General features: G+C 67.4%; 18 protein-coding genes. 5 read left to right on the top strand and 13 right to left on the bottom strand.

Features of this window, described 5'->3' with window-relative positions:
* Positions 1 to 5 precede the first annotated feature (5 nt).
* Positions 6 to 1,298, top strand: coding sequence for an NAD(P)/FAD-dependent oxidoreductase (locus ACILR9_RS31040; RefSeq protein WP_395713854.1), 1,293 nt, complete (start codon positions 6 to 8; stop codon positions 1,296 to 1,298).
* 129 nt (positions 1,299 to 1,427) lie between these two features.
* Here ACILR9_RS31040 and ACILR9_RS31035 read toward each other — a convergent pair whose 3' ends face one another.
* The 3 genes from ACILR9_RS31035 to ACILR9_RS31025 form a co-directional block, all read right to left on the bottom strand.
* The gene (locus tag ACILR9_RS31035) at positions 1,428 to 1,739 is read right to left on the bottom strand and encodes a putative quinol monooxygenase (RefSeq protein ID WP_395713853.1); all 312 of its coding nucleotides are present in this window, start codon (positions 1,737 to 1,739) and stop codon (positions 1,428 to 1,430) included.
* 86 nt (positions 1,740 to 1,825) lie between these two features.
* Positions 1,826 to 3,295 carry a DUF2252 domain-containing protein gene (locus ACILR9_RS31030; protein WP_395713852.1) on the bottom strand — a complete coding sequence of 490 codons (1,470 nt, stop codon included), beginning with the start codon at positions 3,293 to 3,295 and terminating at the stop codon, positions 1,826 to 1,828.
* Positions 3,296 to 3,632: 337 nt separating this feature from the next.
* The gene (locus ACILR9_RS31025) at positions 3,633 to 5,027 is read right to left on the bottom strand and encodes an MFS transporter (protein ID WP_395713851.1); all 1,395 of its coding nucleotides are present in this window, start codon (positions 5,025 to 5,027) and stop codon (positions 3,633 to 3,635) included.
* Positions 5,028 to 5,375: 348 nt separating this feature from the next.
* Between ACILR9_RS31025 and ACILR9_RS31020 the strand changes: the two genes are divergently transcribed.
* Positions 5,376 to 6,434, top strand: coding sequence for a bifunctional transcriptional activator/DNA repair enzyme AdaA (locus ACILR9_RS31020; RefSeq protein WP_395713850.1), 1,059 nt, complete (start codon positions 5,376 to 5,378; stop codon positions 6,432 to 6,434).
* Positions 6,421 to 6,975 carry a methylated-DNA--[protein]-cysteine S-methyltransferase gene (gene ogt / locus ACILR9_RS31015; protein ID WP_395713849.1) on the top strand — a complete coding sequence of 185 codons (555 nt, stop codon included), beginning with the start codon at positions 6,421 to 6,423 and terminating at the stop codon, positions 6,973 to 6,975. The genes ACILR9_RS31020 and ogt overlap by 14 nt, the downstream gene beginning before the upstream one ends.
* 191 nt (positions 6,976 to 7,166) lie before the next feature.
* Here ogt and ACILR9_RS31010 read toward each other — a convergent pair whose 3' ends face one another.
* From ACILR9_RS31010 to cysG, 10 genes are all read right to left on the bottom strand, one after another.
* On the bottom strand, positions 7,167 to 9,704 hold the full coding sequence (locus ACILR9_RS31010; protein ID WP_395713848.1) for an Hsp70 family protein: 2,538 nt from the start codon (positions 9,702 to 9,704) through the stop codon (positions 7,167 to 7,169).
* Between the two features lie 52 nt (positions 9,705 to 9,756).
* A complete protein-coding gene (locus ACILR9_RS31005) occupies positions 9,757 to 10,356 on the bottom strand; it encodes a hypothetical protein (protein ID WP_395713847.1) in 600 nt (199 codons plus the stop codon).
* Between the two features lie 231 nt (positions 10,357 to 10,587).
* Positions 10,588 to 13,014, bottom strand: coding sequence for a hypothetical protein (locus ACILR9_RS31000; RefSeq protein ID WP_395713846.1), 2,427 nt, complete (start codon positions 13,012 to 13,014; stop codon positions 10,588 to 10,590).
* A 92-nt stretch (positions 13,015 to 13,106) separates the two neighbouring features.
* Positions 13,107 to 13,382, bottom strand: a complete 276-nt coding sequence (locus ACILR9_RS30995) for a hypothetical protein (protein WP_395713845.1) — start codon at positions 13,380 to 13,382, stop codon at positions 13,107 to 13,109.
* 188 nt (positions 13,383 to 13,570) lie between these two features.
* Positions 13,571 to 15,154: an ABC transporter substrate-binding protein gene (locus tag ACILR9_RS30990; protein ID WP_395713844.1), complete on the bottom strand. Its 1,584-nt coding sequence runs from the start codon at positions 15,152 to 15,154 to the stop codon at positions 13,571 to 13,573.
* Between the two features lie 13 nt (positions 15,155 to 15,167).
* Positions 15,168 to 16,142 carry a ferritin-like domain-containing protein gene (locus tag ACILR9_RS30985; protein WP_395713843.1) on the bottom strand — a complete coding sequence of 325 codons (975 nt, stop codon included), beginning with the start codon at positions 16,140 to 16,142 and terminating at the stop codon, positions 15,168 to 15,170.
* Positions 16,143 to 16,222: 80 nt separating this feature from the next.
* Positions 16,223 to 16,663 (bottom strand): DUF934 domain-containing protein, encoded by a 441-nt coding sequence (locus ACILR9_RS30980; RefSeq protein ID WP_395713842.1) that lies wholly within the window; start codon positions 16,661 to 16,663, stop codon positions 16,223 to 16,225.
* Positions 16,647 to 18,323 carry a nitrite/sulfite reductase gene (locus tag ACILR9_RS30975; protein ID WP_395713841.1) on the bottom strand — a complete coding sequence of 559 codons (1,677 nt, stop codon included), beginning with the start codon at positions 18,321 to 18,323 and terminating at the stop codon, positions 16,647 to 16,649. The genes ACILR9_RS30980 and ACILR9_RS30975 overlap by 17 nt, the downstream gene beginning before the upstream one ends.
* Positions 18,316 to 18,630, bottom strand: a complete 315-nt coding sequence (locus ACILR9_RS30970) for a DUF2849 domain-containing protein (protein WP_395713840.1) — start codon at positions 18,628 to 18,630, stop codon at positions 18,316 to 18,318. The genes ACILR9_RS30975 and ACILR9_RS30970 overlap by 8 nt, the downstream gene beginning before the upstream one ends.
* Positions 18,630 to 20,003 (bottom strand): siroheme synthase CysG, encoded by a 1,374-nt coding sequence (cysG, locus tag ACILR9_RS30965; protein WP_395713839.1) that lies wholly within the window; start codon positions 20,001 to 20,003, stop codon positions 18,630 to 18,632. The genes ACILR9_RS30970 and cysG overlap by 1 nt, the downstream gene beginning before the upstream one ends.
* A gap of 573 nt (positions 20,004 to 20,576) precedes the next feature.
* Here cysG and ACILR9_RS30960 point away from each other — a divergent pair.
* Both ACILR9_RS30960 and ACILR9_RS30955 read left to right on the top strand, forming a co-directional pair.
* Positions 20,577 to 21,017: an Hsp20 family protein gene (locus ACILR9_RS30960; RefSeq protein WP_395713838.1), complete on the top strand. Its 441-nt coding sequence runs from the start codon at positions 20,577 to 20,579 to the stop codon at positions 21,015 to 21,017.
* A 107-nt stretch (positions 21,018 to 21,124) separates the two neighbouring features.
* On the top strand, positions 21,125 to 21,664 hold the full coding sequence (locus tag ACILR9_RS30955) for a VOC family protein (RefSeq protein WP_395713837.1): 540 nt from the start codon (positions 21,125 to 21,127) through the stop codon (positions 21,662 to 21,664).
* The last annotated feature ends 202 nt before the right edge of the window (positions 21,665 to 21,866 follow it).

The following is a 21,866-nucleotide window of genomic DNA, read 5'->3' as shown; positions in this document are numbered from 1 at the left end:
TCCACTTGTCCGAGTACGCGCGCCGGCCGCTGCCGCCCAGCCTCTATGCCGACACCGCGCGAGCGGCCGTCGCCACGCCGCCGCTCGACGGCGACAAGCGAGCATCGATCGCCATCATCGGCGGCGGTTTCACCGGACTGTCGGCGGCGCTCCATCTCGCCGAGCAGGGCGCCGATGTCGTGGTGCTGGAGGCGCACGAACCGGGTTGGGGCGCGTCGGGCCGCAACGGCGGACAGGTCAATCCCGGCCTGAAGCACGACCCTGACCATGTCGAGGCGGACTTCGGCCCCGAGCTCGGCCGCCGCATGGTCGAGCTGTCGTGGAATGCGCCGAACGTGGTGTTCGACCTGGTCAGGCGTCATCAGATCACCTGCGAGGCCAGCCAGACAGGCACCATCCGCGCCGCCTATACGGCCGGCAGCGCCGCCGAGGTGCAGGCCAGCTACGAGCAAGGGGCACGCCGCGGCATGCCGGTCGAGCTCCTGGATCCGGCGGGTGCCGCCGCGGCGACCGGCACGCAGCGTTATGTGCGCGCCCTGCTCGACCGGCGCGGCGGCCATGTGAACCCGCTCGGCTATGCGCGCGGGCTGGCGCAGGCGGCAATGCAGGCCGGCGCCGCGATCCATGGCAGCTCGCCGGCAACCAGGGTGTGGCGCGACGGCGGGCGCTGGAACGTGCGCACGCCGACCGGCACGGTCAGCGCCGAGAATCTGGTGGTGGCGACCAACGGCTATACCGACGATGTATGGCCCGACCTGCGTCGCACCATCGTGCCCGTGTACAGCGGCATCGTCGCCTCCGAGCCGCTGCCTGAGGGCGTCGCACGCGACATCTTCCCGCTGCGCTCCTCGCTGTACGAGCTCGGCAAGGTCACGGTCTATTACCGGCTCGATGCCTCGAACCGCGTCCTGATGGGCGGCCGCTGCCAGCAGAGCCCCGTCGACTCGGCGGACGAGATGCAGTTCCTGGTGCGCTACACGCATCGCCTGTGGCCGCAGTTGCGCGACGTCAAGTTCACCCATGGCTGGAACGGCCAGCTCGCGGTCACCATGGACCACTATCCGCACATCCATGAGCCGGCCGACGGCGTGATGGTTTGCCTGGGCTACAACGGACGCGGCGTCGCCATGAGCACCGCCATGGGCCCGCAGCTCGCCCGCCGAATCCTGGGCGGCAAGACAGCGGAGATCGACATGCCGATCACCAACCTCAAAGCCATCCCCTTCCACGGACTCTGGAAGACGGCGGTCGCTGCGCGCATTACCTACGGCCGGATCCGTGATTATCTGAACGTCTAGACGGCCGTCATCGTCATCCTCCTCCTCCTATGAAAATCGGGGCGGGCACCGCCCCGATTTTCTCGGCATCGTGGTGCGCGCCGGCGGGCTGGGGGTCTCCCCAGCGAAGCTGGGGAGGAGACGCGATGCCTACACGAACCTATGCTGCATGCGCTCGCGCTTGGCGAGCTTGGGGACAGCGCGACCGGCGATCAGGGTCTTGAAGTGCTCTGTCTGCTGGTGGGCGGCGAAGGCGGCCTCGTCGCGGAACACCTCGTAGAAGAAGAACTTCTCCGGCTCGGTCAGCGACTGGTGGATCTGGAAGGCCTGCACGCCGGGCTCGCGCTGGGCCTGCGGCAGGAACTCGCGCAGGATGCCGCCGACTTCCTCCACCTCCCCCGGATTGACCTGCCAGAAGGCGGTGACCACGAGACCATCGCGAATCGAATGAAGATCGGCCATTTGCCTCTCCTTGGGTGAACGATGGAGAGACCGTAGCGGCGACGCCCGGGCCGTCGTTTCGGCGGCGGGCGAAGCGCTCGTATTTGCTACTTGATGAGGGCCTCCGCCGCCACCCGGATGCGGCCGCTGCGGCGCGCCTTCTCGAGCGTCGCGTGGTCCCGCTCGGTCTGCTTGGCATAGGCTGCACCGAACTTGGCGATGGCATCGTCGAGCGCATCGCTGTTGCCGCAGTAGCCCGCGATCATGGCCGGATCGCCCGATTTCGCGTGCGCCAGCGCCAACGCCCAGCCGCACAGCATGCAGTAGTGGTTGAAGGCGCCCAAGGCCACGGCGTCGTTCTCGTCGAGCTTAATCCCGCCCTTCATGTCGGCGAGCTGGCGAACGTAGAAATGCCTGCCGTCGGCCTCACCCCAGCCCAGGAAGATGTCCGGCGAGCCCTGGATCAGCCGCTGCCCAACCACCACCCGTTGGCCATTGTTGGTGAAGGGTATCTTGTAGTCGACATAGGGAGCGAGAACCGACGCCTGCGCCTCCTTGACCTGGAGAAACAGCGGATCGTCTTCGTCGACGCCCTGCAAGAGGACGACCCAGCAGCCGGTGCCCACGCTGCCGACCCCGACAACCTTGCGGGCAGAGTCGACGATGCGATAGCGCGCCAGGAGACGCCGCCGGTCGTCGCTCTTCGAGTTGATGTATGACTGCAGCATCCTGTCGAGGGCTACATTCGACGGCGTTCCCGCGTCGGTATGCGTCTCGCGCACGATCAGGGGGACTTCCTCGATGATCCTGTGCTCCCCGTCGACGCGCTCGGTCATTTTCTCGAGGGCCTGCACATGCCCCTTGTCCCGCGCCCTGCTGAGGAAGCGTTCGGCACGGCGCAGCTGCTTGGGCGCCAGCCCGTCGAGAATCGCCTGTTCGTCGATGCGGCTGTACCAGACGCCGAGGTAGCTCATCTCCGCGAAGCTGCGCATCCGTTCGCGATAGGACCGCACGATTCCGCGTGCTGCTTCACTCGCCCCCGCCTTGTCCCCGCCCATGAAACGAACCGCCACGACGGCGCTCGCCGCCAAACGCTTGAGATCCCACTCCCAAGGTCCCGGAAAGGTCTCGTCGAAGTCGTTGATGGCGAAGACCAGGTTGCGCTCGGCCGAGCCGAAAGCTCCAAAATTGGCGACGTGCATGTCGCCGCACGCCGCAACGCCGATGCCGGTGACCGGCGTCGCCGAAAGATCGGCCGCCATTACCGCTGCCGACCCACGCAGGAAAGCAAACGGTGAACCGAGCATGCGGGCATAGCGTACCGGCACCAGCTTCTGAATCCGCACGGCGTTCTGCTGCTCGAGGATCTCGACCGGGTCGGGGCGGTCCGATGCCGGGCTGTACTTGCCGTGTGCGGCACGCGGTACCGACCTGCGCAGGGCCTTGCCCGCCGCCAGTCGCTCTGCGACGGACGGCCGTTTCGCCGTGAAGCTGTCGACCAGCTCCAACTCCGCTTGCGCAGCAATCATCCGTTGATAGGACTTGTCGATGCTGGCGTTCAAGCTGACGACATTCATGGCGGCCCCCTTTCCGCGGCATCCGCGGCCACCTACTCTAACGCAATGATCGGCTCCGGCCATCGCAGGTTGCGGATGGCACGCAGCACCGCCGTATCCATGTACACGCGCTCCTCGGCGATCCGGCCGCCGCGCAGGCGGAACTTGTCGACGCCACGCCAGTCGATGGCGACGACATCGCCGCGACGTGACGTGCCTGGGAACCTGCGATTGAGATATCATGCGCCGGGACCGCGCCACTCCGATGGCGCTCATCGGATCTGTGATCGACGAGAAGAGCGCCATCGGAGTGACACGGTCCCGGCGAAGAGCCACCGCGGCGACACGGACGTAGGTCTCACGGCACCGGCCGCCGTGCCAGACGTGCGCCCAGCGCTGCGGCGAGCAGGGCCGCCAGGACGAAGCAGGCCGGCACCCACAAGGCTGCGTGGGCGACATCCGCGCGCTCGAGGCCTGCCGACAGGCCGGCCGCGTTGGCCACCAGGCCCGCCACTGCCGCGCCGAGCGCAAAGCCGGTCTGCTGCACCGTTGCGATCGAGGACGCGGCAACGTCCTCCTCGCCCTTGCGGGCGCCGCCCATGACCCGCTGGGCAATGAACGCCCAGCATGAGCCGATGCCGGCACCGAGCATGAAGATGGCCGGAAACACGACGATCGCCGGCTCGAGCGGCAACAACAGCGCGATACCCAATAACCCCGCGCCCATCATCGCCGGGCCGGCAACCAGGAGACGGCCCGTTGCCGACAACGAGACGCCCGCCACCATCAGCGAAATTGCCGTCCAGCCGAACGACCCGCCGGCCACCATGTAGCCGGAGCTCAACGGATCGAGGCCGTGCAGCGACTGCAGGAAAATCGGCATGAAGACCTGCAGCGGGCTGTAGGCAATCGACACCGTGAGGATCAGCCAGAGCCCCATGCCGGTCATCGAGCTCAGGGAGAAGGCATCGCTCGGCAACAGGCGCGTCGCTGCGCGGCGATCGATCACCAGCATCGACGCCATCAGACCGACCGCGGCAACAACGAGAGCGGCCTTGGCCAGGACGTGCGGAGCGATCGCGCTCAGGGACATCACGGCGATCGCCCCGCAGAGCAGGGCCACGCGCAGGCCCGGCGGACGTGCTGCGCCGGTGCCGGCGGATCCGGCCGGCAGCGCCTGGAAGGCACCGATCGCCAGAATGCTCGCCAGCCCGGCCACGCAGAAGAAGGCGCCGCGCCAGCTGCCATACTGGGCGAAGACTCCGCCGACCATGGGGCCAACCACGATCGACAGGCTCCAGGCGCCCGACAGCAGGGCAAAGGCGCGCGGCCATAATTCGCCGGGCAACGTGTTGCGCACCAGCACGTAGGCGATCGCTGCCAACAGGCCACCGCCGAAGCCCTGCACGAACCGTCCGATGACGATCAATGCCATCGACGGCGCCAGCGCACAGAAGATGGCCCCGACGCCGAAGACGAGCGCGCCAATGCAGAAGGTGTTGCGCGCGCCGATGTTGGACGTGAGGTAGCCCGTGCAGGTCGCCGCGACGATCGACGAGGCAAGATAGGCCGTGCTCGTCCAGCTGAGCAGCGTGGCCCCGCCGATGTCGTCGACCACGCTCGGCAGGACGGTGGCCAGCATCAGCACGTTCATGGAATGCAGCAGGACGCCGCCCACCAGCACGGCCAGCGCCGAGAACCACCGGGCCTCCAGAAGTGCGGACCAGCCGACGATGGCGGTGTCTTTGGTCATTTCATTGTTGGCGCGTTTCCTCGCCGCAAGATAAGCGTTGTTGCCTGTACGGCGGCGGCCGATTTCACATACCAGATGCTAGAAATCGGGCATACCTTCCCCGGGGAGGGCATTCGCACGTGGGCGCGCTTCTCATTTTCCTCCCCAGCTTCGCTGGGGAGGTGTCGCGGTAATCCGAGACGGAGGGGTCAGGAGCCTCAGTGGGGCTTTCGACCCCTCCGTCGCCGTATGACGGCGACACCTCCCCGCGCAAAGCGTGGGGAGGAGAATAAATTGACATGCGCCCGGCCCGATACAGAGGTCCGAAAACCGCGAGCATCGCCCGCTCCTGCATGGGAAACTCCGGCTATGGAATTGCTCGATCGCAAAACCTACTACCGCGCCTTCGAGAGTCATGATTACCGCTTCGATGGCCGCGTCTTCGTGGGCGTCACCTCGACCAATATCTACTGCCGGCCGATATGCCCGGCTCGCGTGCCACGCTTCGAGAATTGCCGCTTCTACGCCTCGGCGGCGTCGGCCCAGGAGGCCGGCTTCCGGCCGTGCTTGCGCTGCCGGCCGGAGATCGCGCCCGACCTCGCCTTCTGGCGCGGCAGCGCCAACACGGTCAGTCGCGCGCTGGCGCTGATTGCCGAGGGGGCGCTCGATGGCGAGGAGACCGATGTCGAGGGGCTGGCCGACCGACTGGGTGTTGGTTCCCGGCAGCTTCGCCGTCTGTTCCAACGCCACCTCGGCGCGTCGCCCATCGCCGTCGCCCAGACACGTCGCGTGCTGTTCGCCAAGCAGCTCCTCCACGATACCCATCTGCCGATGGCGCAAGTGGCCCTGGCGTCGGGGTTCGGCAGCATCCGCCGATTCAACGAGACGTTTCGCGACCTGTTCGGCCGCCCGCCGAGCGCATTGCGCCGCAAGACCGGCGTGGCGGAATCGGCGCGCGACGGGGTGACCCTGCGGCTGGCCTACCGACCGCCCTACGACTGGCCCGGCATGCTGGCGGCGCTCGCCGCCCGCGCCACGCCCGGCGAGGAATGGATCGCCAACGATACGTGGCATCGCCGCGTCGTGCTCGATGATGCGGAGGGCAGCGCCTCGGTCAGTCACCTCCCCGATCGGAACTCAGTCCTGGTCACGATCCGGTTCCCTTGCGTCAAGGCCCTGCCGGGCATCGTCGCCCGGGTGCGCCGGGTGTTCGATCTCGGCGCCGACATCACCACGATCGACAGCCACCTGGCGCGCGATCCCGGCCTGGCGCCGCTGATCGCCCGGCGCCCCGGCCTGCGGGCACCGGGTGACTGGGAGCGCGAAGCGGTCGCGACGACGTTCCCCGATGACGCCCCGCGGCACTGGCGGCCGTGGAATGCCTACGCAATGCAGCACCTCAGGATGGCAACCCATGGACAGGCGTAAGCCCCACCCCCTCGCGCTCTTCATCGATCGCATGCCGACGCCGATCGGCGAGCTCGTGATCGTGGCCGACCAGGCCGGCAAGCTGCGCGCCATCGACTGGACCGATCATGAGCCGCGCATGCTGCAGCTGCTCGATCGGTACTTCGGCAAGGGTGGCTATACGCTCGAGCCCGCCCGCGACCCGGGCGGCCTCACCAGCGCCCTGCAGGCCTACTTCAAGGGCGACATCGACGCGATCGATCGGCTGCCCGTCGAGATGGCGGGGACGCCGTTCCAGAACAGCATCTGGCGGGCCCTACGCAAGATCCGTCGCGGCGAGACGATCAGCTACGCCGAGCTGGCGCGACGCATCGGCAGACCCAAGGCGGTGCGCGCCGCCGGCCTCGCCAACGGTCAGAATCCGATCAGCATCGTCGTGCCCTGCCATCGCGTCATCGGCTCGGACGGCACGCTGACTGGCTACGGCGGCGGCCTGCCGCGCAAGGAATGGCTGCTCGCCCACGAGGGCGCGCGCATTGGCGCAGAGCGGCCCGGTCGATAGGCTTGGCGCTCGCCCTACATGCGCGCGTTTCAACCTCCTCCCCAGCTTCGCTGGGGAGGTGTCGGCGTCTTACGCCGACGGAGGGGTCGGAAGCTCCACAGAGACTCATGACCCCTCCGTCGCGTATGACGCGACACCTCCCCAGCTTCGCTGGGGAGGAAATTTGAGGTGGCCCTTCCGGCGACGGCCGCTCACGACATGTAGTAGCTCGTCACCGTATCGCCGATGTTGAGGTGCCGCGCGATGTCCCCGCCGGTCGGCTGGGCCTGCAGCAGAGGAACGAGCTGCTTGTTCACGTACTTCAGGGTGTCGATGTCGTTGCTGCGGGCCGCGCGCTGTCCCTGCTCGATCAGGCGCTCGGCGAGGATCGGGTCGGTGAGCTCGTCGCGGCGCGCCAGGCAGTAATCGAAGCGCGCGAGGTGCACGGCAGGATCGCGATCGCGCACCATCCACCACAGGGCCTCGTACTCCTGGATGTTGCGCCGGAGCATGTCGGCGTTCTGCAGCTCCAGCGCCTTCTGGAAGTCGACCTCGAGGGACTTCAGGAGCTGACGGTCGCTTTCCCTGCCGTTCTCCTCGACAACCTTCTCCGCATCCGCGCGCACGCCGCGCGCCCGGTCCAGCAGCTTGGGAAACCGCAGGGCGTCCTCCAGCAGATCGATCAACGCCGCCAGCTCGCGCAACCGGCGATCGAGCATGCCCAGCGAATCGGGGTCGTTGGCGGCGGCTTCGGTCAGCTTCCGGATGGTCTCCAGCAGGTCTTCCTCGTCGATGCGGCGAAGAACCTCGATGGTTGCCGGAATCCCGATCCGCTCCGCCTCCTCCCTGGCGGTCGTCAAGCGCTCGCGCAGGTCGGCGGCCTCGCGCATCAGTCGCTCCAGCGACTGGCGTTCGGAGACCGGCGTGAACACGACATCGAAGTCGATCTCGAACACCCGGACGAAGGCGTGCACGCGAATCTGCTGCGATTCGTCCATCTTGACCGAGACTTCGACGATGCTGCCCGCCGGCAGATCGCGTTCCAGATCGGCGCCGGTGATCTCGATCGCGCCAATGCCGTGGTTGCGTACAGCCCGCATGTACTCCCCTTCCAGCAGGGGAATGCGCAGAACATCGTCGCGCCGGCCGGCGCGCAGCGTCTTGGTCGTGATGTGATCCATCGCCTTGGCAAAAGGCAGGCTGTCGCCCTTCTTCACGTAGACGGCCACGTTGCCGTTGCTCAGACCCACCCCGATGGTCTGGCTCGCCGGCTGCGCGTTCGGCAGATTGAGCATGTAGGTGTAGGCGAGCGACCGCGGCTCGGTCGTAACCGGCGTGCCCGCAGGATCGCACAGCACGACCTCGTAGGTGTGGCGGCCTGTGGTGACGGCATAGAGCTGGGTCAGGAACACGCCGCTGGCGCCCAGCGTGAGCCGGCCGGAGCGCCATTTGGTACCGACGTCGACGAATTCCAGCGTGAAGCCCGTCGGGTCGCGGCCCGCCGGCGCTATGATCCGCCCGCCGATGTCGGGATCCTGCTGGTTGCCGACCGGATTGTGCTCGGTTTGAACCAGCCACGTGTCGGCCGCCCGGTCGCCGCCCGGAACCACGACGACGTCCTTCGAGGCCTTGAGCTCCACGGTGCTGGCGAATATCGCCGCGCCGCGGGCGACCACCGTCACCGGATCGATACTATGGTCGACGGGGCCGCCGAGCTCGGATTGGACGGCCTCGCGAATCCACGGATTGAGCGTCGATCCTCCCACCATCAGGATGCGCTCGATTGCGCTCGCTTCCAGGCCGGCACCGCGCAGCGTCTTGCGGCAAAGATTGAGGGTGCGCCGGACGTAGGGTCGGCTGAGGCTCGCGATGTCATCGGGTGTCAGCGTGCAGGCAAAATCGATGCTGCGCCCACGCCCGTCGGTGCACCAATTGTCGAAGGCGATCTCCACGGCGGCGCGGGTGCGGCAGACGTCGATCTTGCCGCGCTCGGCGATCAGCTTGAGGCGCCCGAACGCACTCTCCCAGCGTGGATTGCCACGGCGGAAATCGGGCAGATCGAACTGATCGAGCGCCACGGGCAGCAAGCGTTCCGTGACGATGTCCCAATCGAGGAGCTTGCCGCCGAGCTGGTTGTCGCCATCATGGTTCTCAACGTGGATGAGGCCGTCGCGCAGGCGCATGACCGCCGCATCGAACGTGCCGCCGCCGAAATCATAGACCAGCCAGTAGACGTTCTCCCGCTCGCTCTGAAAACCGTAGGCAAGCGCCGCGGCGACCGGCTCGAGCAGCAGCGGGCAGCGAGTGATACCGGCAAGAATCGCTGCAGATTGCGTCGCCGCCGTCGCCGGCTGCTCGAAGGCCGCAGGGACCGTGATCACCGCCGCCTGGACATCCTCACCCATCGTGGCGCGGACATCGGTGCGAAGGCTCTTCAGCACCTCCGCCGAGAGGGCTTCGGGCGAGAACAGGCGGTCGCTGGCGACGAAGTGCTTCTCGATTCCGTCGCCGCTCATGCCCATGCGCAGCTTGAATTCCACCGCTGCGTTGTACGGGTCGTCGTCCAACGCCCGCCGCTTGGCCTCCTCGCCGACGTGGAGATTGCCGCGCTTGTCGATCCAGACCGCCGAGGAGGTGATGCCCGCGCCCAGTTTGTTCGGAATGATCTTCGCGCCCTGGCCGTCGGCAACGGCGATCGAGCTGTTCGTGGTGCCGAGGTCGATGCCGAAATCAATCGTGGTCCGGCGCATTCGGCGCTCCTTGTTCCCTGAATTCGCTGGTCCATTGCCCTCTCGGGCAGTCTCATTGCCGGCTCTTGCTGTCGTGCGGTGGGGCGTGAGCGCGCACCGGCACCGCGACAAAAACCTCGCCACGCTGAATGAGGCTGCTGCCCCGGAACACCATCGGCCTTGCCGTCTCCGAAACCGTGTCCGTCGATACGCCGGCGGTGGGTTCGAACTGAAGAGGGGTCATCATTGCCTCGCCGCCCGCCGGATAACGCGTGCCGGTCGGATCGACCAGCCTGATCCCCGCTTTATCGAGCGCCTTGACGGCTCGATCAAGACGGCTGAGCGCGTGGCGCGTTCGCACGTCGGGATCGGCAGTCTCCTCATCGAGCCATCGCCTCCTGAAATATCTGGTCTTCAGATACCACAGGCAATTGGCAAGCTCGGTCACCACCTCCTCCGGGAAAGCGTGCTCACGCACCGGTTCGCGTCCATCACCGGCTGACGCCAGCCGATCAGGCGCGGGCATGGCCACCGCGGCGACCGACGAGGGATCGACCTTGCGTCGACGCCCGCCCGCCGCCGTCTTCGCTGGCCGCGCGACGGGAATCTCCTCGAGCGGCGCGTGCAACTTGGGCACGCTCCTGCGCGGCTGGCGCTTGCTAGACTTGGCCATCGGGTCTCCGGGCACATGGTACTCGCATAGGGATGCGCTCTTCATTCTCCTCCCCAGCTTCGCTGGGGAGGTGTCGCCGTCTTACGGCGACGGAGGGGTCATGAGTCACGTGAGGGGGCCTATGACCCCTCCGTCCGCATCGGCTTTTGGCCGCAGAGCGGCCAAACGCCTTGGACGCGGACACCTCCCCAGCGTAGCTGGGGAGGAGGATGAAGAGTGTCGAATCGTCATTCAGGGCACCGCCGATACGAGGCCCGTTGCCTCCCGAGAGGCGGGCCGCTCCAGCGCATAGGTGTGCCCGAAGCTCCATCCCTTCTGACGCAACTCCCGGACGGTGTGGAAATCGAGGTAGGCTTCCTCGGCTTTGATCGCCGAGGGAAGCGACGGGTCCGGCGTTTCGGCGACGAACCTCTGCATCGCAGCTTCCGTCCCGCCCTCCGCGCGCCGCTTCGACCCGGTGATCATCGCTGCGCCCGCTCCCGCTCCGGCAAGAAGCCCGACCACGACCGCCAAGGCCACTCCCGCCCCGGCGATGCTTTGCAGGCCATAAGCGGCGCCGGCCCAGGTCGACACACCCGTCAGGCCAGCCACGATCCTTGCCTTGCGCTCGAACCTCGACACCGCCGCCTGGGTTACCTGCTCGCGCCTGTCGCGCCATTGCACCCGCCGACCACCGAGGTCGCGATGCGCATCCCGGCACCTGAGGCAGCGTGGCACGACGATCATGGCTGTCCTGATCATGGTGCTCTCGCCGAACAGTCTTCGTTCTCTCTCGATGTCGCCGCACATCGGCAGCTGGATGGCACAGTCGGACGATGGCGGCGCCTCGCCGCAATAGTGGCAAACGGCATCCTCCGGGCTCGCCGGCAGCGTGACCGCGATGAAGCGCTCCGTGTGGTGAAACCGCGTCATGAGGGAGGCGGTGCCGGGCAACGCACATTGCAGGTCACGTGCGTGCTGCTCGAGGATGCCGAGATTGAGCCTGGTCCTCGGATCGTCCGGATAGAGCTCATCGGCAAGCAGCTGGCACTCGAGCGCGGCCGCCAGCTCGCGCCTGAAGACGTTGCGCTTGCCTTCGATCTCCACGTCGAGCGTGTCGGCGCAATCTCTGCACAGCCAGACAGGGATGTCGCGAACCTTGAACTGGGACCAGCGTCGGTATGCCTGGTTGCCGCAGCTCGGGCAGGGAGGCTTCATGAAATCCGGCAGCTCTGGATCGGGGAAGCGGTGCAGCGGCGAGCGGTCGGCGGCGAACCTGTCGATCAGCCGGCGCCGCATGGTCGGCTCCTGGCGGAACTCGCGGATCGCCACATTGAAGATCTGGGCACTCCACGCCGTGAGGCAAAAGGATGCCGCACGGCGCAGAGGTCTGTCGATGGACGACGGGAGCGCGCTCAACAGAGTCATGGCGCCCTCGAAGTCGCTTGCCATCGTCAGCGCGCGGGCCTCCTCCAGGGTGGCGATGGTGGCATCCGGCAGGTCCCAATAGCCGGGAGCGCACCATTCGCTGCCGCTCTTCGCGTTCTCGCGAACCGTTGCCAGGTTCTCGTCCAGCAGCACCCTCAGGGCGTCTCCTGCCGCCATCTGGCGAGCCAGCTCGAGCAGCCGGACGCTCTCGCCCCAGTCGTCGACCTTGGCCGTATACGCCATCTGGCCCTCGAGCATCGCCTCCGCGATCATGTCGCGCAGCTCGTTGCGCATGTCGGCGAACGCGCCACCCTCCATCGACCGCAAGGGAGCGGCGACGTTGTCGACGACCGCATCGACGATCGAGACCAGGCGGCCGCAATCGTCGTAGATCGAGCGAACATTCTCGTTGGCACGATGAGGCGCCGCGCGCCACGTCGTCTTGGCGCGATCGATCGCCTCCCGGATCTGGTCCTCCCACAAGGCCAGGGCATGTCGCAGGGCGCCTTGTCGTGCGGTCGCCTCGAACCTCGCCGATTTGAGAAGCTGCAGATGCCGCGTCACGTCGGCACTGTTCGACCCCTCGGCGGCGGCGAAGGCGAGCCGCGCATGGATGTGCAGCAGGCCGGTCGGCAGCGATTCGCGAATCCGTGCAACCAGGCGGGGCGACACCTTCGCGTCGTTCAAGGCCGCCGCGCGGTGCGACACCACCCGCCAGAACTGCGGATCGGCATGGATTTCAGCCCACTGGCCCAGGGCGCGCCGCCACAGCGCATCGAGCTCGGTTCGCGGCTTCGCCTCGGCCGCGCGAGCCTGCTCGCGGTCGAGCGCAGAGAGGTGAAAGAAGACTGCCAGATTGTGCCGCGCCGCTACACGCCGCTCCGGCGGGCCGGTCTCGCGGCCCCAGATCGCCGCGGCATCGGCCGGCCGTCCTTCCTCGACGGCGCGAAGCGCCGGATCCGGCCATTCGTCCAAAGGCCAGAACCAGAAGAACTCCGCCTGGAATCGGTCGAGTGGCGCATGCAGACGGGCCAGCGCTCCGCGGATCTCGTCCTGACCCGGTGGCGGGCTCAGGGCCAGAAGCCCGCCCGCCGCCGCCAGCGTCGGCAGCCCGAGCTTCGCTTCCAGCGCGCGGCGCGCCTCACGCCGCTGCACGTCGCGGGCGGCGGCTGTCACCGGCAAGCCCAGGATTCGGAAGAGATTGGTCCTGTAGAGATCCGGCGTCAGTACCTTGTAGACGTCGTCATCCATCGCTCGGCACACGGAATACGCATGTGGCCGCCGTCACCAGCGGACCGGCCATCCGGCCCCCTACGATACACGATCAGGATCACCTTGGCGGCTCAGAGCGATCCACCGGACACCATGTCGAAGCGGCTCCGGATTTCCTCCACGGTGGGGATCCTGTCGGCCTCCAGCTCCGGGAACTCCTGAGCCAGCGCATGCCGATCGTACTCGTCGAGATGCATGTCGGCCAGCGCGTGGTCGTTCTCCAGGACGTCGAGGGTCCTGTGAAGGTGGAACAGGTGCCAATGGGCCGGCCCGTGGAACACGCCCTCCTCGATCTTGGCCAGACGCTCCTCGAAACGCTGCAAGACGCTCTTCCGTTCAGCTGCCAAGACGTGCCTCCCCTCCTCGCCAGGACGCCGATGGTGCCTGCCCGTGGTGACGATCGCAAGGTCGGGTGGGAACGAGCTTTTCATTCTCCTCCTATGAAAATCGGGGCGGGCACCGCCCCGATTTTCTCAGCATCGTGGTGCGCGCCGGCGTGCTGGGGGTCTCCCCAGCGAAGCTGGGGAGGAGAAGACTACGGCTGAACGTCCAGCCCCTTGTAGAGTGCGGCGCTGTAGATGCCGTGGGAGCGCACGTTCTTGATGCTCTTCTTGGCCACCAGGAACAGGCGGGAATGAGCGGCGGGCAGCATCAGCGCCTCCTGGTGAACCAGGCGCTGGACCTCCTTGAAGTTCTTCTCGCGCTCGGCGTCGGTCAACGCGTGGCGGCCGGCCTCGAGCAGGCGGTCGGTCTCCTCGTCGGCCCACATCATGCGATTGGGCACCGGCCGGTTCTTCGAGTGATAGTAGAGATACATCTGATCGCCCGCCGAGGTATAGGGCACCGAGAGCGTCCAGATGTCGTAATCCTGCTGGGCGATCTTCTGGAAGAACACGGTCGGGTCCCAGGTCTGGATCTTGATGTCGACGCCGACGGTGCGGGCCGCGGCCTGCAGGATCTCCGAGAGCTTCGGGTTCTGCCCGACCGTGTACGAATACATCAGGAGCTCGAGCTTCTTGCCGTCCTTGTAGCGAAACCCGTCGGTGGCCAGTTTCCAGCCGGCCTCGTCGAGCAGCGCCTTGGATCTCTCCGGATCGCGCTTCGTCAGCACGTCGAGCGTCGCCGGCTCGAAATCGAGCGCCTTGGGATGGACGAGCGAGCGCGCCGTCTCCGCCTGGCCGAAGAAGATCGCCTTGTTGATCTCCTCGCGGTCGACCAGGTGGGAGAGCGCCTGGCGTACGCGCTTGTCGGCCACCTTCTCGCGCGTCGCCTTGAAGCCCCAGTAGTACATCGCGAAATCGGCGACCGGCTCGTAGATCGCGAGGGTGGGCGCCTTGCGGAAGGTCTCGATCGCCTGCAGGGGATTCCAATGACAGAAGTCGGCCTGCCCGGCCAGCATGGTGGCAATGCGAGTCGTCTCCTCCGGCACGATGCGCCAGATCATGCGCTCGTATCTGACCGGTCCCTTGTTGGCATAGACGCCGGTCGGTCCCCATTTGTAGGCATCGTGGCGCTTGAGCACGAGCTCCTTGCGCGGCTCCCACTTCTCCCAGCACAGCGGCCCGGTGCCGTCGAAGCCCTTGACGCCGAAGTCGGCGCCCAGCCCCTCGACATTATCTTTGTTGATGATCGTGGCGGCGAAGTTGGCGAGGTCGACCAGCAGCTCGGCGTGCGGTCGCTTCAGCTTGTAGACCACGGTGTGTGGATCGGCTGCGCTGATCGAGTCGACGTCACCGAGCCGCCAGTAGAACGGCCACTTGGCGGCCGGATCGGCCAGCCGCGTGAACGAGTAGACGACATCGGCCGCGGTAAACTTCTTGCCGCTGCAGAAGGTGACGTCGTCGCGCAGCGCGAAGGTGTAGGTGAGCTTGTCGTCCGACACTGTCCACGACTTGGCGAGCAGCGGATGGACGCTCTTGAGATCCCAGTCGAGCGCCACCAAGGTGTCGCCCATCATGAACATGGGATGCCCCATGCCGCTCGACGTGTTGCTGTGGGGATCGTACTTCGGCGCATCCTGCGACCGGATGTTGACGAGCGTCTGGCCGGTCGCCGGCAGCGCGACAGCACACAGGCCCATCGCGAGCGCCAATGCGGCGCGCGTTGACTTCCTCAGCATGCAAAAGCTCCGATCAGGCGGCGGCGAGGCTGATGCCGAATGATTCGAGATTGGGGGCGATGCGCTCGGTCAGCAGCCCGACCTTGCGCAGGTTGCGCACCAGCCCGCCATGCAGGTCGCGCCGGAAGTACTTGCGGAAGGCGGTCTCGTCACCGCCGGCCGCGCGTTCGCGGCGATAGCGCTTGATCTCGTCGAGGTCGCCCTTGCTGAAGCCCATCTCCTGATAGGCTGCCAGCGGAAAGATGCCCGAGAGGGTGCGGCTCAGCGCCCACACCGCGAAGTCCTCCATCTCGCGGCGCTCGGCCTCGCTCGCCTCGCCGACGATGGCGGGCAACGACAGCATGGCGAAGCCCATATGGCGCGCCTCGTCCTGCACGATCCGCCGGCAGACCTGGCGAAGCACCGCGTCCTTCGACGACTCCGCCAGCATGCGGAACAGCGACACGGCAAAGGTCTCGGCGACGAGCTGCAGGCCGATCGTCTTCAGGTGCCACGACGATGTGCCGAGCAGCGTGTCGAAGATCTCGCGGACGTTGCCGCCGACCGGATAGATCTCGCCGTCGAGGCGCAGGTCGAGATAGCGCTGCAGCACCTCGTTGTGGCGCGCCTCGTCGGCCACCTGGGTGGACTGGAACAGCTTGGCGTCCTGGCCCTGCACGTTCTCGACCAGCTGGCTGCACAGCAGCATGGCGCCGTGCTCGCCCTGCACCAGGGTGGAGAGGCGCCAGCGGCTGACCCGGCGGTTGAGCTCGATGCGGTCGCTTTCGGACAGCGCGTCCCAGAAGCGCGTGCCGTGGATATCGACGAGATCGTCGGAGATCAGCCCGCCGTCGCCCTCGAGCGGCACCGACCAGTCGATGTCGCGATCGGCATTCCATTGATCGATCTTGGCCTGCTCGTAGAGCCGGCGCAGGTCGGCCTGGTCGCTGGCATAGTCGTGGCGGAAATGCGCTGTATTGCGCGTCTCGACATGGTGACCGTTGCGCACTGGCTTCCTCCTGCTGTCTTGTCTTTGTTCAGACAGCAGGATGAACGTGCATTCAGCTCATTTCAACCCGGGCGAGCCCTCTACACGGCAGCCTGGTCTTGTGTGCGGCGCAACAGCGAGGCCGTGGCGCGGCCGTCCTCGGCCGGCTGATAGACGACGCTGAACAGCGTGCGCGCCTTGGCAAGGGCCTCGCCGAAGCCCTTCTGCTCACTCTCGAAGGTATCGAAGCCGCAGCGCAGCATGAAGGGCAGCTGGTCCTGCAGGACGTTGCCGGTGGCGCGCAGCTCGCCCGCGTAGCCCAGCCGGCCGCGCAGCAGGCGGGCCTGGCTGTAGGCTCGACCGTCGCTGAACCTGGGGAAGCGCAGCGCAATCAGGCGCAGCCTGCCGACATGCGGCGCCAGCTCCTCGACCGGGTCGGTGTTGGCGAGCGCCACTGCCGGCCATTGCGGGCGCTGCCGCCACTCGGCGTACGGCAGGGCAACCAGGATGGAGGGCGTCGCCGCTTCAGTGAACAGTGCCATAGACCCGGTCCTTGAAAGGTTGGGCGCCGATGCGCCGATAGGTATCGACGAACCGTTCGCCTGATTCGCGCGCGTCGAGATAGGTGGCGACCAGGGCGTCGACCGCCTCGACCACCTTGTCGGCGGTAACCGCCGGGCCGAGGATGGCGCCCAGCGCCGTCTTGCCGAAGTCGACGTCCCCGCCCAGGCTGATCTGGTAGAGCTCGACGCCATTCTTATCGACGCCGAGGATGCCGATGTGGCCGACATGGTGATGGCCGCAGGCATTGATGCAGCCAGAGATCTTGATCTTCAGGTCGCCGATGTCGTGCTGGCGCGCCAGCGCGGCGAAGTGGGTCGAGATGCGCTGCGCCACCGGGATCGAGCGCGCGTTGGCAAGCGCGCAATAGTCGAGCCCCGGGCAGGCGATGATGTCGGTGATCTTGCCGACATTGGCCTCGGCGAAGCCCAGCACGCCGAGCGCGCGCCACACCGCCGGCAGATCGGCGATGGCGACATGGGGGAACACCAGGTTCTGCTCGTGGCTGACTCGAATCTCGCCCTGGGCGTAGCTGTCGGCGACGTCGGCGACGCCCTCCATCTGGGCGGCGCTGGCGTCGCCCGGCGGCGCGCCGGCGGGCTTCAGCGAGGCGGTCACGATGGCGTAGCCCGGCTTGCGGTGCGGCGCCACGTTGGCTTTCAGCCAGAGGGCGAAGTTGCAATCCTCGCGCTTCAGCTGCTCGACGCGCTCCGCCACCGACGGCCGCTCGGGCAGATCGGGCGGCGCGAACTGGCGGGCGATCGCCTCGATGGTCTCGTTGGGCAGGCCGAGCGGGCCGCCCCGGGACGCGGCGTACTCGGCCTCGACTTCCTCGCGCATCTTGGCGACGCCGATCTCGTGCACCAGGATCTTGATGCGCGCCTTGTAGAGGTTGTCGCGCCGGCCGTAGCGGTTGTAGACGCGCAGGACGGCCTCGAGATAGGCGAGCAGCTCGTTGCGCGGCAGGAACTCGCGCACCGTCTCGCCGATCATCGGCGTGCGGCCGAGGCCGCCGCCCACGATCACCTCGAAGCCCACCTCGCCCGCCGGGTTGCGCCACAGGCGCAGGCCGATGTCATGCACGCGCACCGCCGCGCGGTCGTTGGGCGAGCCGGTGACGGCGATCTTGAACTTGCGCGGCAGGAAGCTGAACTCGGGATGCAGCGTCGACCACTGGCGCACGATCTCGCACCAGATGCGCGGGTCCTCGATCTCGTCCACGGCGGCGCCGGCGAAGTGGTCGGCCGTGACGTTGCGGATCACGTTGCCGCTGGTCTGCATGGCGTGCATGTCGACCTCGGCCAGCTCGGCCAGCGCGTCGGGCGCGTCCTCGAGCTTGATCCAGTTGAGCTGCAGGTTCTGGCGCGTCGTGAAGTGGCCGTAGCCGCGGTCGTACTTGCGGGCGATGTCGGCGAGCTTGCGCAGCTGGCGGCTGCTCAGCGTGCCGTAGGGGATGGCGATCCGCAGCATGTAGGCGTGCAGCTGCAGATAAAGCCCGTTGGTGAGGCGCAGCGGCTTGAACTGCTCCTCGGTGAGCTCGCCGGACAGGCGGCGGCGCACCTGGTCACGGAACTGCTCGACGCGCTCGGCGACCAGCGTACGGTCGTAGCTGTCGTAGCGGTAGAAATGGGTGTCAGGCATAGCGCACGGCGTCGGCAGCGATGGCGTCGAAGGTGAGGCCCGAGGCGCGGATGCGCTCGCGCAGCGACAGCGGCTCGAACGTGCCGTCGCCGTCCTCCGACACGGCCACGAGGTATGGATCGATCACCCCGAAGGCCTCGGCGCGCGCCCGCTCGAGCAGGATCTCGCCCTGCCGCTCGCCGCGCGCCAGGGCGGCGCGGTCGAAGCGCTCGGTCCACTGGCCGGCATCGTCGAGGAAGACCACCACGCCGTCGACCAGCCGGTTTGCCGACGCGATCGACAGGTCGCCGTTGAGATTCTTCGCCATCAGGATGCCTCTGCGAGAAGGGGTTGCGCGGCGGCGGCCGCGAGGGCGGCGACCTCGCCGACGATGATGAGGATCGGGCCGGCGTCGCCGCGAAAGGTAGGGGGGACGACGAGCCGCGCCAGATCGCCGAGTGGGCCGGTGCTGACCCGCTCGTCGGGTCGCGTGCCGTTCTCGACGATGGCGACCGGCGTGCTTGGGGACGCGCCGGCGGCCAGGAGACGGTGGCGCACGGAGGCCGCCTCCGTGGCGCCCATGTAGATGGCGAGGGTATGGCCCTCGGCAGCCAGCGCCGGCCAGCGTTCGTCCTGCCGGCCATCGGCGCGACGGGCCGTGACGAAGGTGACGGCGGACGCCAGCCGGCGATGGGTGAGCGGGATGCCGGCCGAGGCAGCGCAGCCCAGGGCGGCGGTGATGCCCGGGACGACGGCGACCGGCAGGCCGGCGCGGCGCAGCGCCTCGACCTCCTCGCCACCGCGCCCGAACACGAACGGATCGCCGGCCTTCAGGCGCACCACGGTCTGGCCGGCACGCACGCGGCGCACCAGCTCGGCGTCGATTTCGGCCTGGGTCCAGCGCACCCGGCCGTTGCGCTTGCCGACGGCGACGAGCTCGGCGTCACGGCGCGCGCGCGCCAGGATGGCCGGCGGCACCAGGTCGTCGTGCAGGATGGCATCGGCCTCCTGCAGGAGCTGCGCGGCGCGCAGGGTCAGGAGATCGGGATCACCCGGGCCGGCGCCGACGATGTGGGCGATGCCGGGAGGCGTCGCACCACGGCGCGCGGCGTCCTGCTCGCGACGGCGCGCAGCATCGAGCTCGCCCAGCATCACGCGGCGGGCGCCGGCGTCATCGCCGGCCAGCACCAGTTGGGCCGCCGGTCCCTCGACCAGCCGGCGCCACAGGGTGCGGCGGTGCGGCGGCTCGGCGATCAGCGCGCCGACCTGGGCGCGAAAGGATTTGGCGAGGCGGGCCAGCGCGCCCAATCGCTCGGGCAGGATCGCCTCGAGGCGCTGGCGCAGCACGGTCGCCAGGACGGGCGCCGCGCCGCCGGTCGAGATCGCGACCACGACGTCGTCGCGATCGACGATCGCCGGCATGATGAAATCGCACAGCGCCGGCCGGTCGACGACGTTCACCGGCACCGCGGCAGACCGGGCCGCGCGCGCCGCTGTCGCGTCGGCATCGGCGTCGCCGGTTGCAACGAAGGCAGCGGCTGCACCCCGGTACGCCTCGACGTCATCGAACCCCGCCTCCAGGCGCTCGACCTCGGCACCGGCTGACCGCGCCAGGGCGGCGCGGCGGGCGGCGGCGGGGCCCTGCCCCACCACGACGACGCGGCGATCCTGGAGATCGAAGAACAGCGGCAGATGTCTCACGCGACGGCAGCCCGCAGCAAAATGTTGAGGCCGAGCATCGCCACCGCCTGGCTGATGGCCAGAAGCCAGGGCCGCGTGACGGCGTAGCGTTCCAGGAGTTGCGACATGCGGCCTTTTCCTCGGTCCCCTTCGATCTGGAGATGTTTGACACATTCGCCATGACTTGAATTTCCGAAGGTTTTCCGCGAAGGGGCATTTCTTGCTGCGCCATGCCGGGAGAAGAAAATTTTCTTTTCCGGGCGTTTCCCGTCGTAGGCGCTAACCTGCAAAGGGACCTCACCCTGAGGAGCGGCCCGGAGGCCGCGTCTCGATGTCCGTGAAAGGAAAGGTCCCTCGCTGCGCTCGGGATGACAACAATGGTGTCATCCCGAGCGCAGCGAGGGACCTTTCTTTCTTCATCCCGCAGTCGACAGCACAGGCCTCCTGAGGATGAGGATTTTGTTGGGTCTTTGACCCTTATGGTGTTTTCCCACCCCCTTGACGATCCGCCGGCCGATCCCAAATAGCCTGCTGTCACCCGTGCCCACCCTGGGGCGGAAGACGTGAAAAACATCGCTCACTGGAGGATGATCAATGCGTACGTTCGACTATTCCCCGTTCTATCGTGCCACCGTCGGCTTCGATCGGGTCTTCGACCTGCTCGATTCGGTGGCAAGCCAAACCGGCTCCAACGGCTACCCGCCGTACAATATCGAGAAGGCTGGCGACAACGCCTACAGGATCGTGATGGCCGTGGCCGGCTTCGCCGAGGCCGAGCTCAACGTGACCCAGAAGGAGAACGAGCTCCTGGTCACCGGCCAGACGGCGAACGCCCAGGATGACAGGCAGTACCTCTACCGCGGCATTGCCGGGCGCAACTTCGAGCGCCGCTTCCAGCTCGCCGACCACGTCAAGGTCATCGGTGCGAAGCTTGCGAACGGCCTGCTGACGATCGAGCTGCAGCGTGAGATCCCGGAGGAGAAGAAGCCCCGCGCGATCCCCGTCACCGCCGGTCAGGCGGCCCTGACGCACTAAGCAGCTCCGGCTGGGAGAAGGGCGCCGCCGCATGCGGCGCCCTTTTTCGTTGCCCGCCTCGCTGGTTTTCGTTGCTTGCTGGGCAGGGTGGCGAAACAATGTGGGGCATGACCCTGTCCGCCCAGCTCACTCATTTCGGCATCCATGCCGTCGACCTCGACCGCATGGTCGACTTCTACACCCGTGTCATGGGCTTCGTGGTGAGCGACTCCGGTGTCGGCCGTTCGGGCGCGCGCGTCTTCTTCATGACGCAGGATGCCGAGTGCCATCACCAGTTCGTGCTGTTCGACGGCCGCTCGGCCGACATCACCTACAATCCGGTGAACCAGATCTCGTTCCGGCTGGAGTCGCTCGACACGCTGAAGGGCTACCGCCGGACCTTGATCGCCGAGGGCATCACCGAGCACCGCGTGACCGATCACGGCAACGCCTGGGCGCTCTACTTCAAGGATCCCGAGGGCAACCCGGTCGAGCTCTACACCGACACGCCGTTCTACACGCCGCAGCCCTGCGGCGAGCCGCTCGACCTCGACCAATCCAATGACCAGATCCTGGCGACGACCGAAGCCATGTGCCGCAGCCGCCCCCGCTTCATGACGCGCGAGGTCTGGATGCAGAGCATCCAGGCCAAGCTCGACGCGCGGTAGGCGCTCCTTCCTCTCCTCCTCAGCTTCGCTGGGGAGGTGTCCGCGTCCAAGGCGTTTGGCCGCTCTGCGGCCAAACGCCGTGGACGCGGACACCTCCCCAGCGAAGCTGTGGAGGAGAGGAAGGAGCGCCTACCGCGCGTCGAGCTTGGCCTGGATGCTCTGCATCCAGACCTCGCGCGTCATGAAGCGGGGGCGGCTGCGG

The organism is Reyranella sp. (assembly GCF_044224635.1).
Lineage (GTDB): Bacteria > Pseudomonadota > Alphaproteobacteria > Reyranellales > Reyranellaceae > Reyranella.
The sequence above is the reverse complement of the archived record's forward strand: the minus strand, read 5'-3'. Positions and strand labels throughout refer to the sequence as shown.

Excerpts from the sequence above, each read along its gene's own strand:
- ACILR9_RS31025 (WP_395713851.1), bottom strand. The coding sequence starts at position 5,027 with ATGACCAAAGACACCGCCATCGTCGGCTGGTCCGCACTTCTGGAGGCC.
- ACILR9_RS31005 (WP_395713847.1), bottom strand. The coding sequence starts at position 10,356 with ATGGCCAAGTCTAGCAAGCGCCAGCCGCGCAGGAGCGTGCCCAAGTTG.
- ogt (WP_395713849.1), top strand. The coding sequence starts at position 6,421 with ATGGACAGGCGTAAGCCCCACCCCCTCGCGCTCTTCATCGATCGCATG.
- ACILR9_RS30960 (WP_395713838.1), top strand. The coding sequence starts at position 20,577 with ATGCGTACGTTCGACTATTCCCCGTTCTATCGTGCCACCGTCGGCTTC.
- ACILR9_RS30970 (WP_395713840.1), bottom strand. The coding sequence starts at position 18,630 with ATGGCGAAGAATCTCAACGGCGACCTGTCGATCGCGTCGGCAAACCGG.
- ACILR9_RS31020 (WP_395713850.1), top strand. The coding sequence starts at position 5,376 with ATGGAATTGCTCGATCGCAAAACCTACTACCGCGCCTTCGAGAGTCAT.
- ACILR9_RS30975 (WP_395713841.1), bottom strand. The coding sequence starts at position 18,323 with ATGCCTGACACCCATTTCTACCGCTACGACAGCTACGACCGTACGCTG.
- ACILR9_RS30955 (WP_395713837.1), top strand. The coding sequence starts at position 21,125 with ATGACCCTGTCCGCCCAGCTCACTCATTTCGGCATCCATGCCGTCGAC.
- ACILR9_RS31035 (WP_395713853.1), bottom strand. The coding sequence starts at position 1,739 with ATGGCCGATCTTCATTCGATTCGCGATGGTCTCGTGGTCACCGCCTTC.
- ACILR9_RS31000 (WP_395713846.1), bottom strand. The coding sequence starts at position 13,014 with ATGGATGACGACGTCTACAAGGTACTGACGCCGGATCTCTACAGGACC.
- ACILR9_RS30980 (WP_395713842.1), bottom strand. The coding sequence starts at position 16,663 with ATGGCACTGTTCACTGAAGCGGCGACGCCCTCCATCCTGGTTGCCCTG.
- ACILR9_RS31030 (WP_395713852.1), bottom strand. The coding sequence starts at position 3,295 with ATGAATGTCGTCAGCTTGAACGCCAGCATCGACAAGTCCTATCAACGG.
- ACILR9_RS30990 (WP_395713844.1), bottom strand. The coding sequence starts at position 15,154 with ATGCTGAGGAAGTCAACGCGCGCCGCATTGGCGCTCGCGATGGGCCTG.
- ACILR9_RS31010 (WP_395713848.1), bottom strand. The coding sequence starts at position 9,704 with ATGCGCCGGACCACGATTGATTTCGGCATCGACCTCGGCACCACGAAC.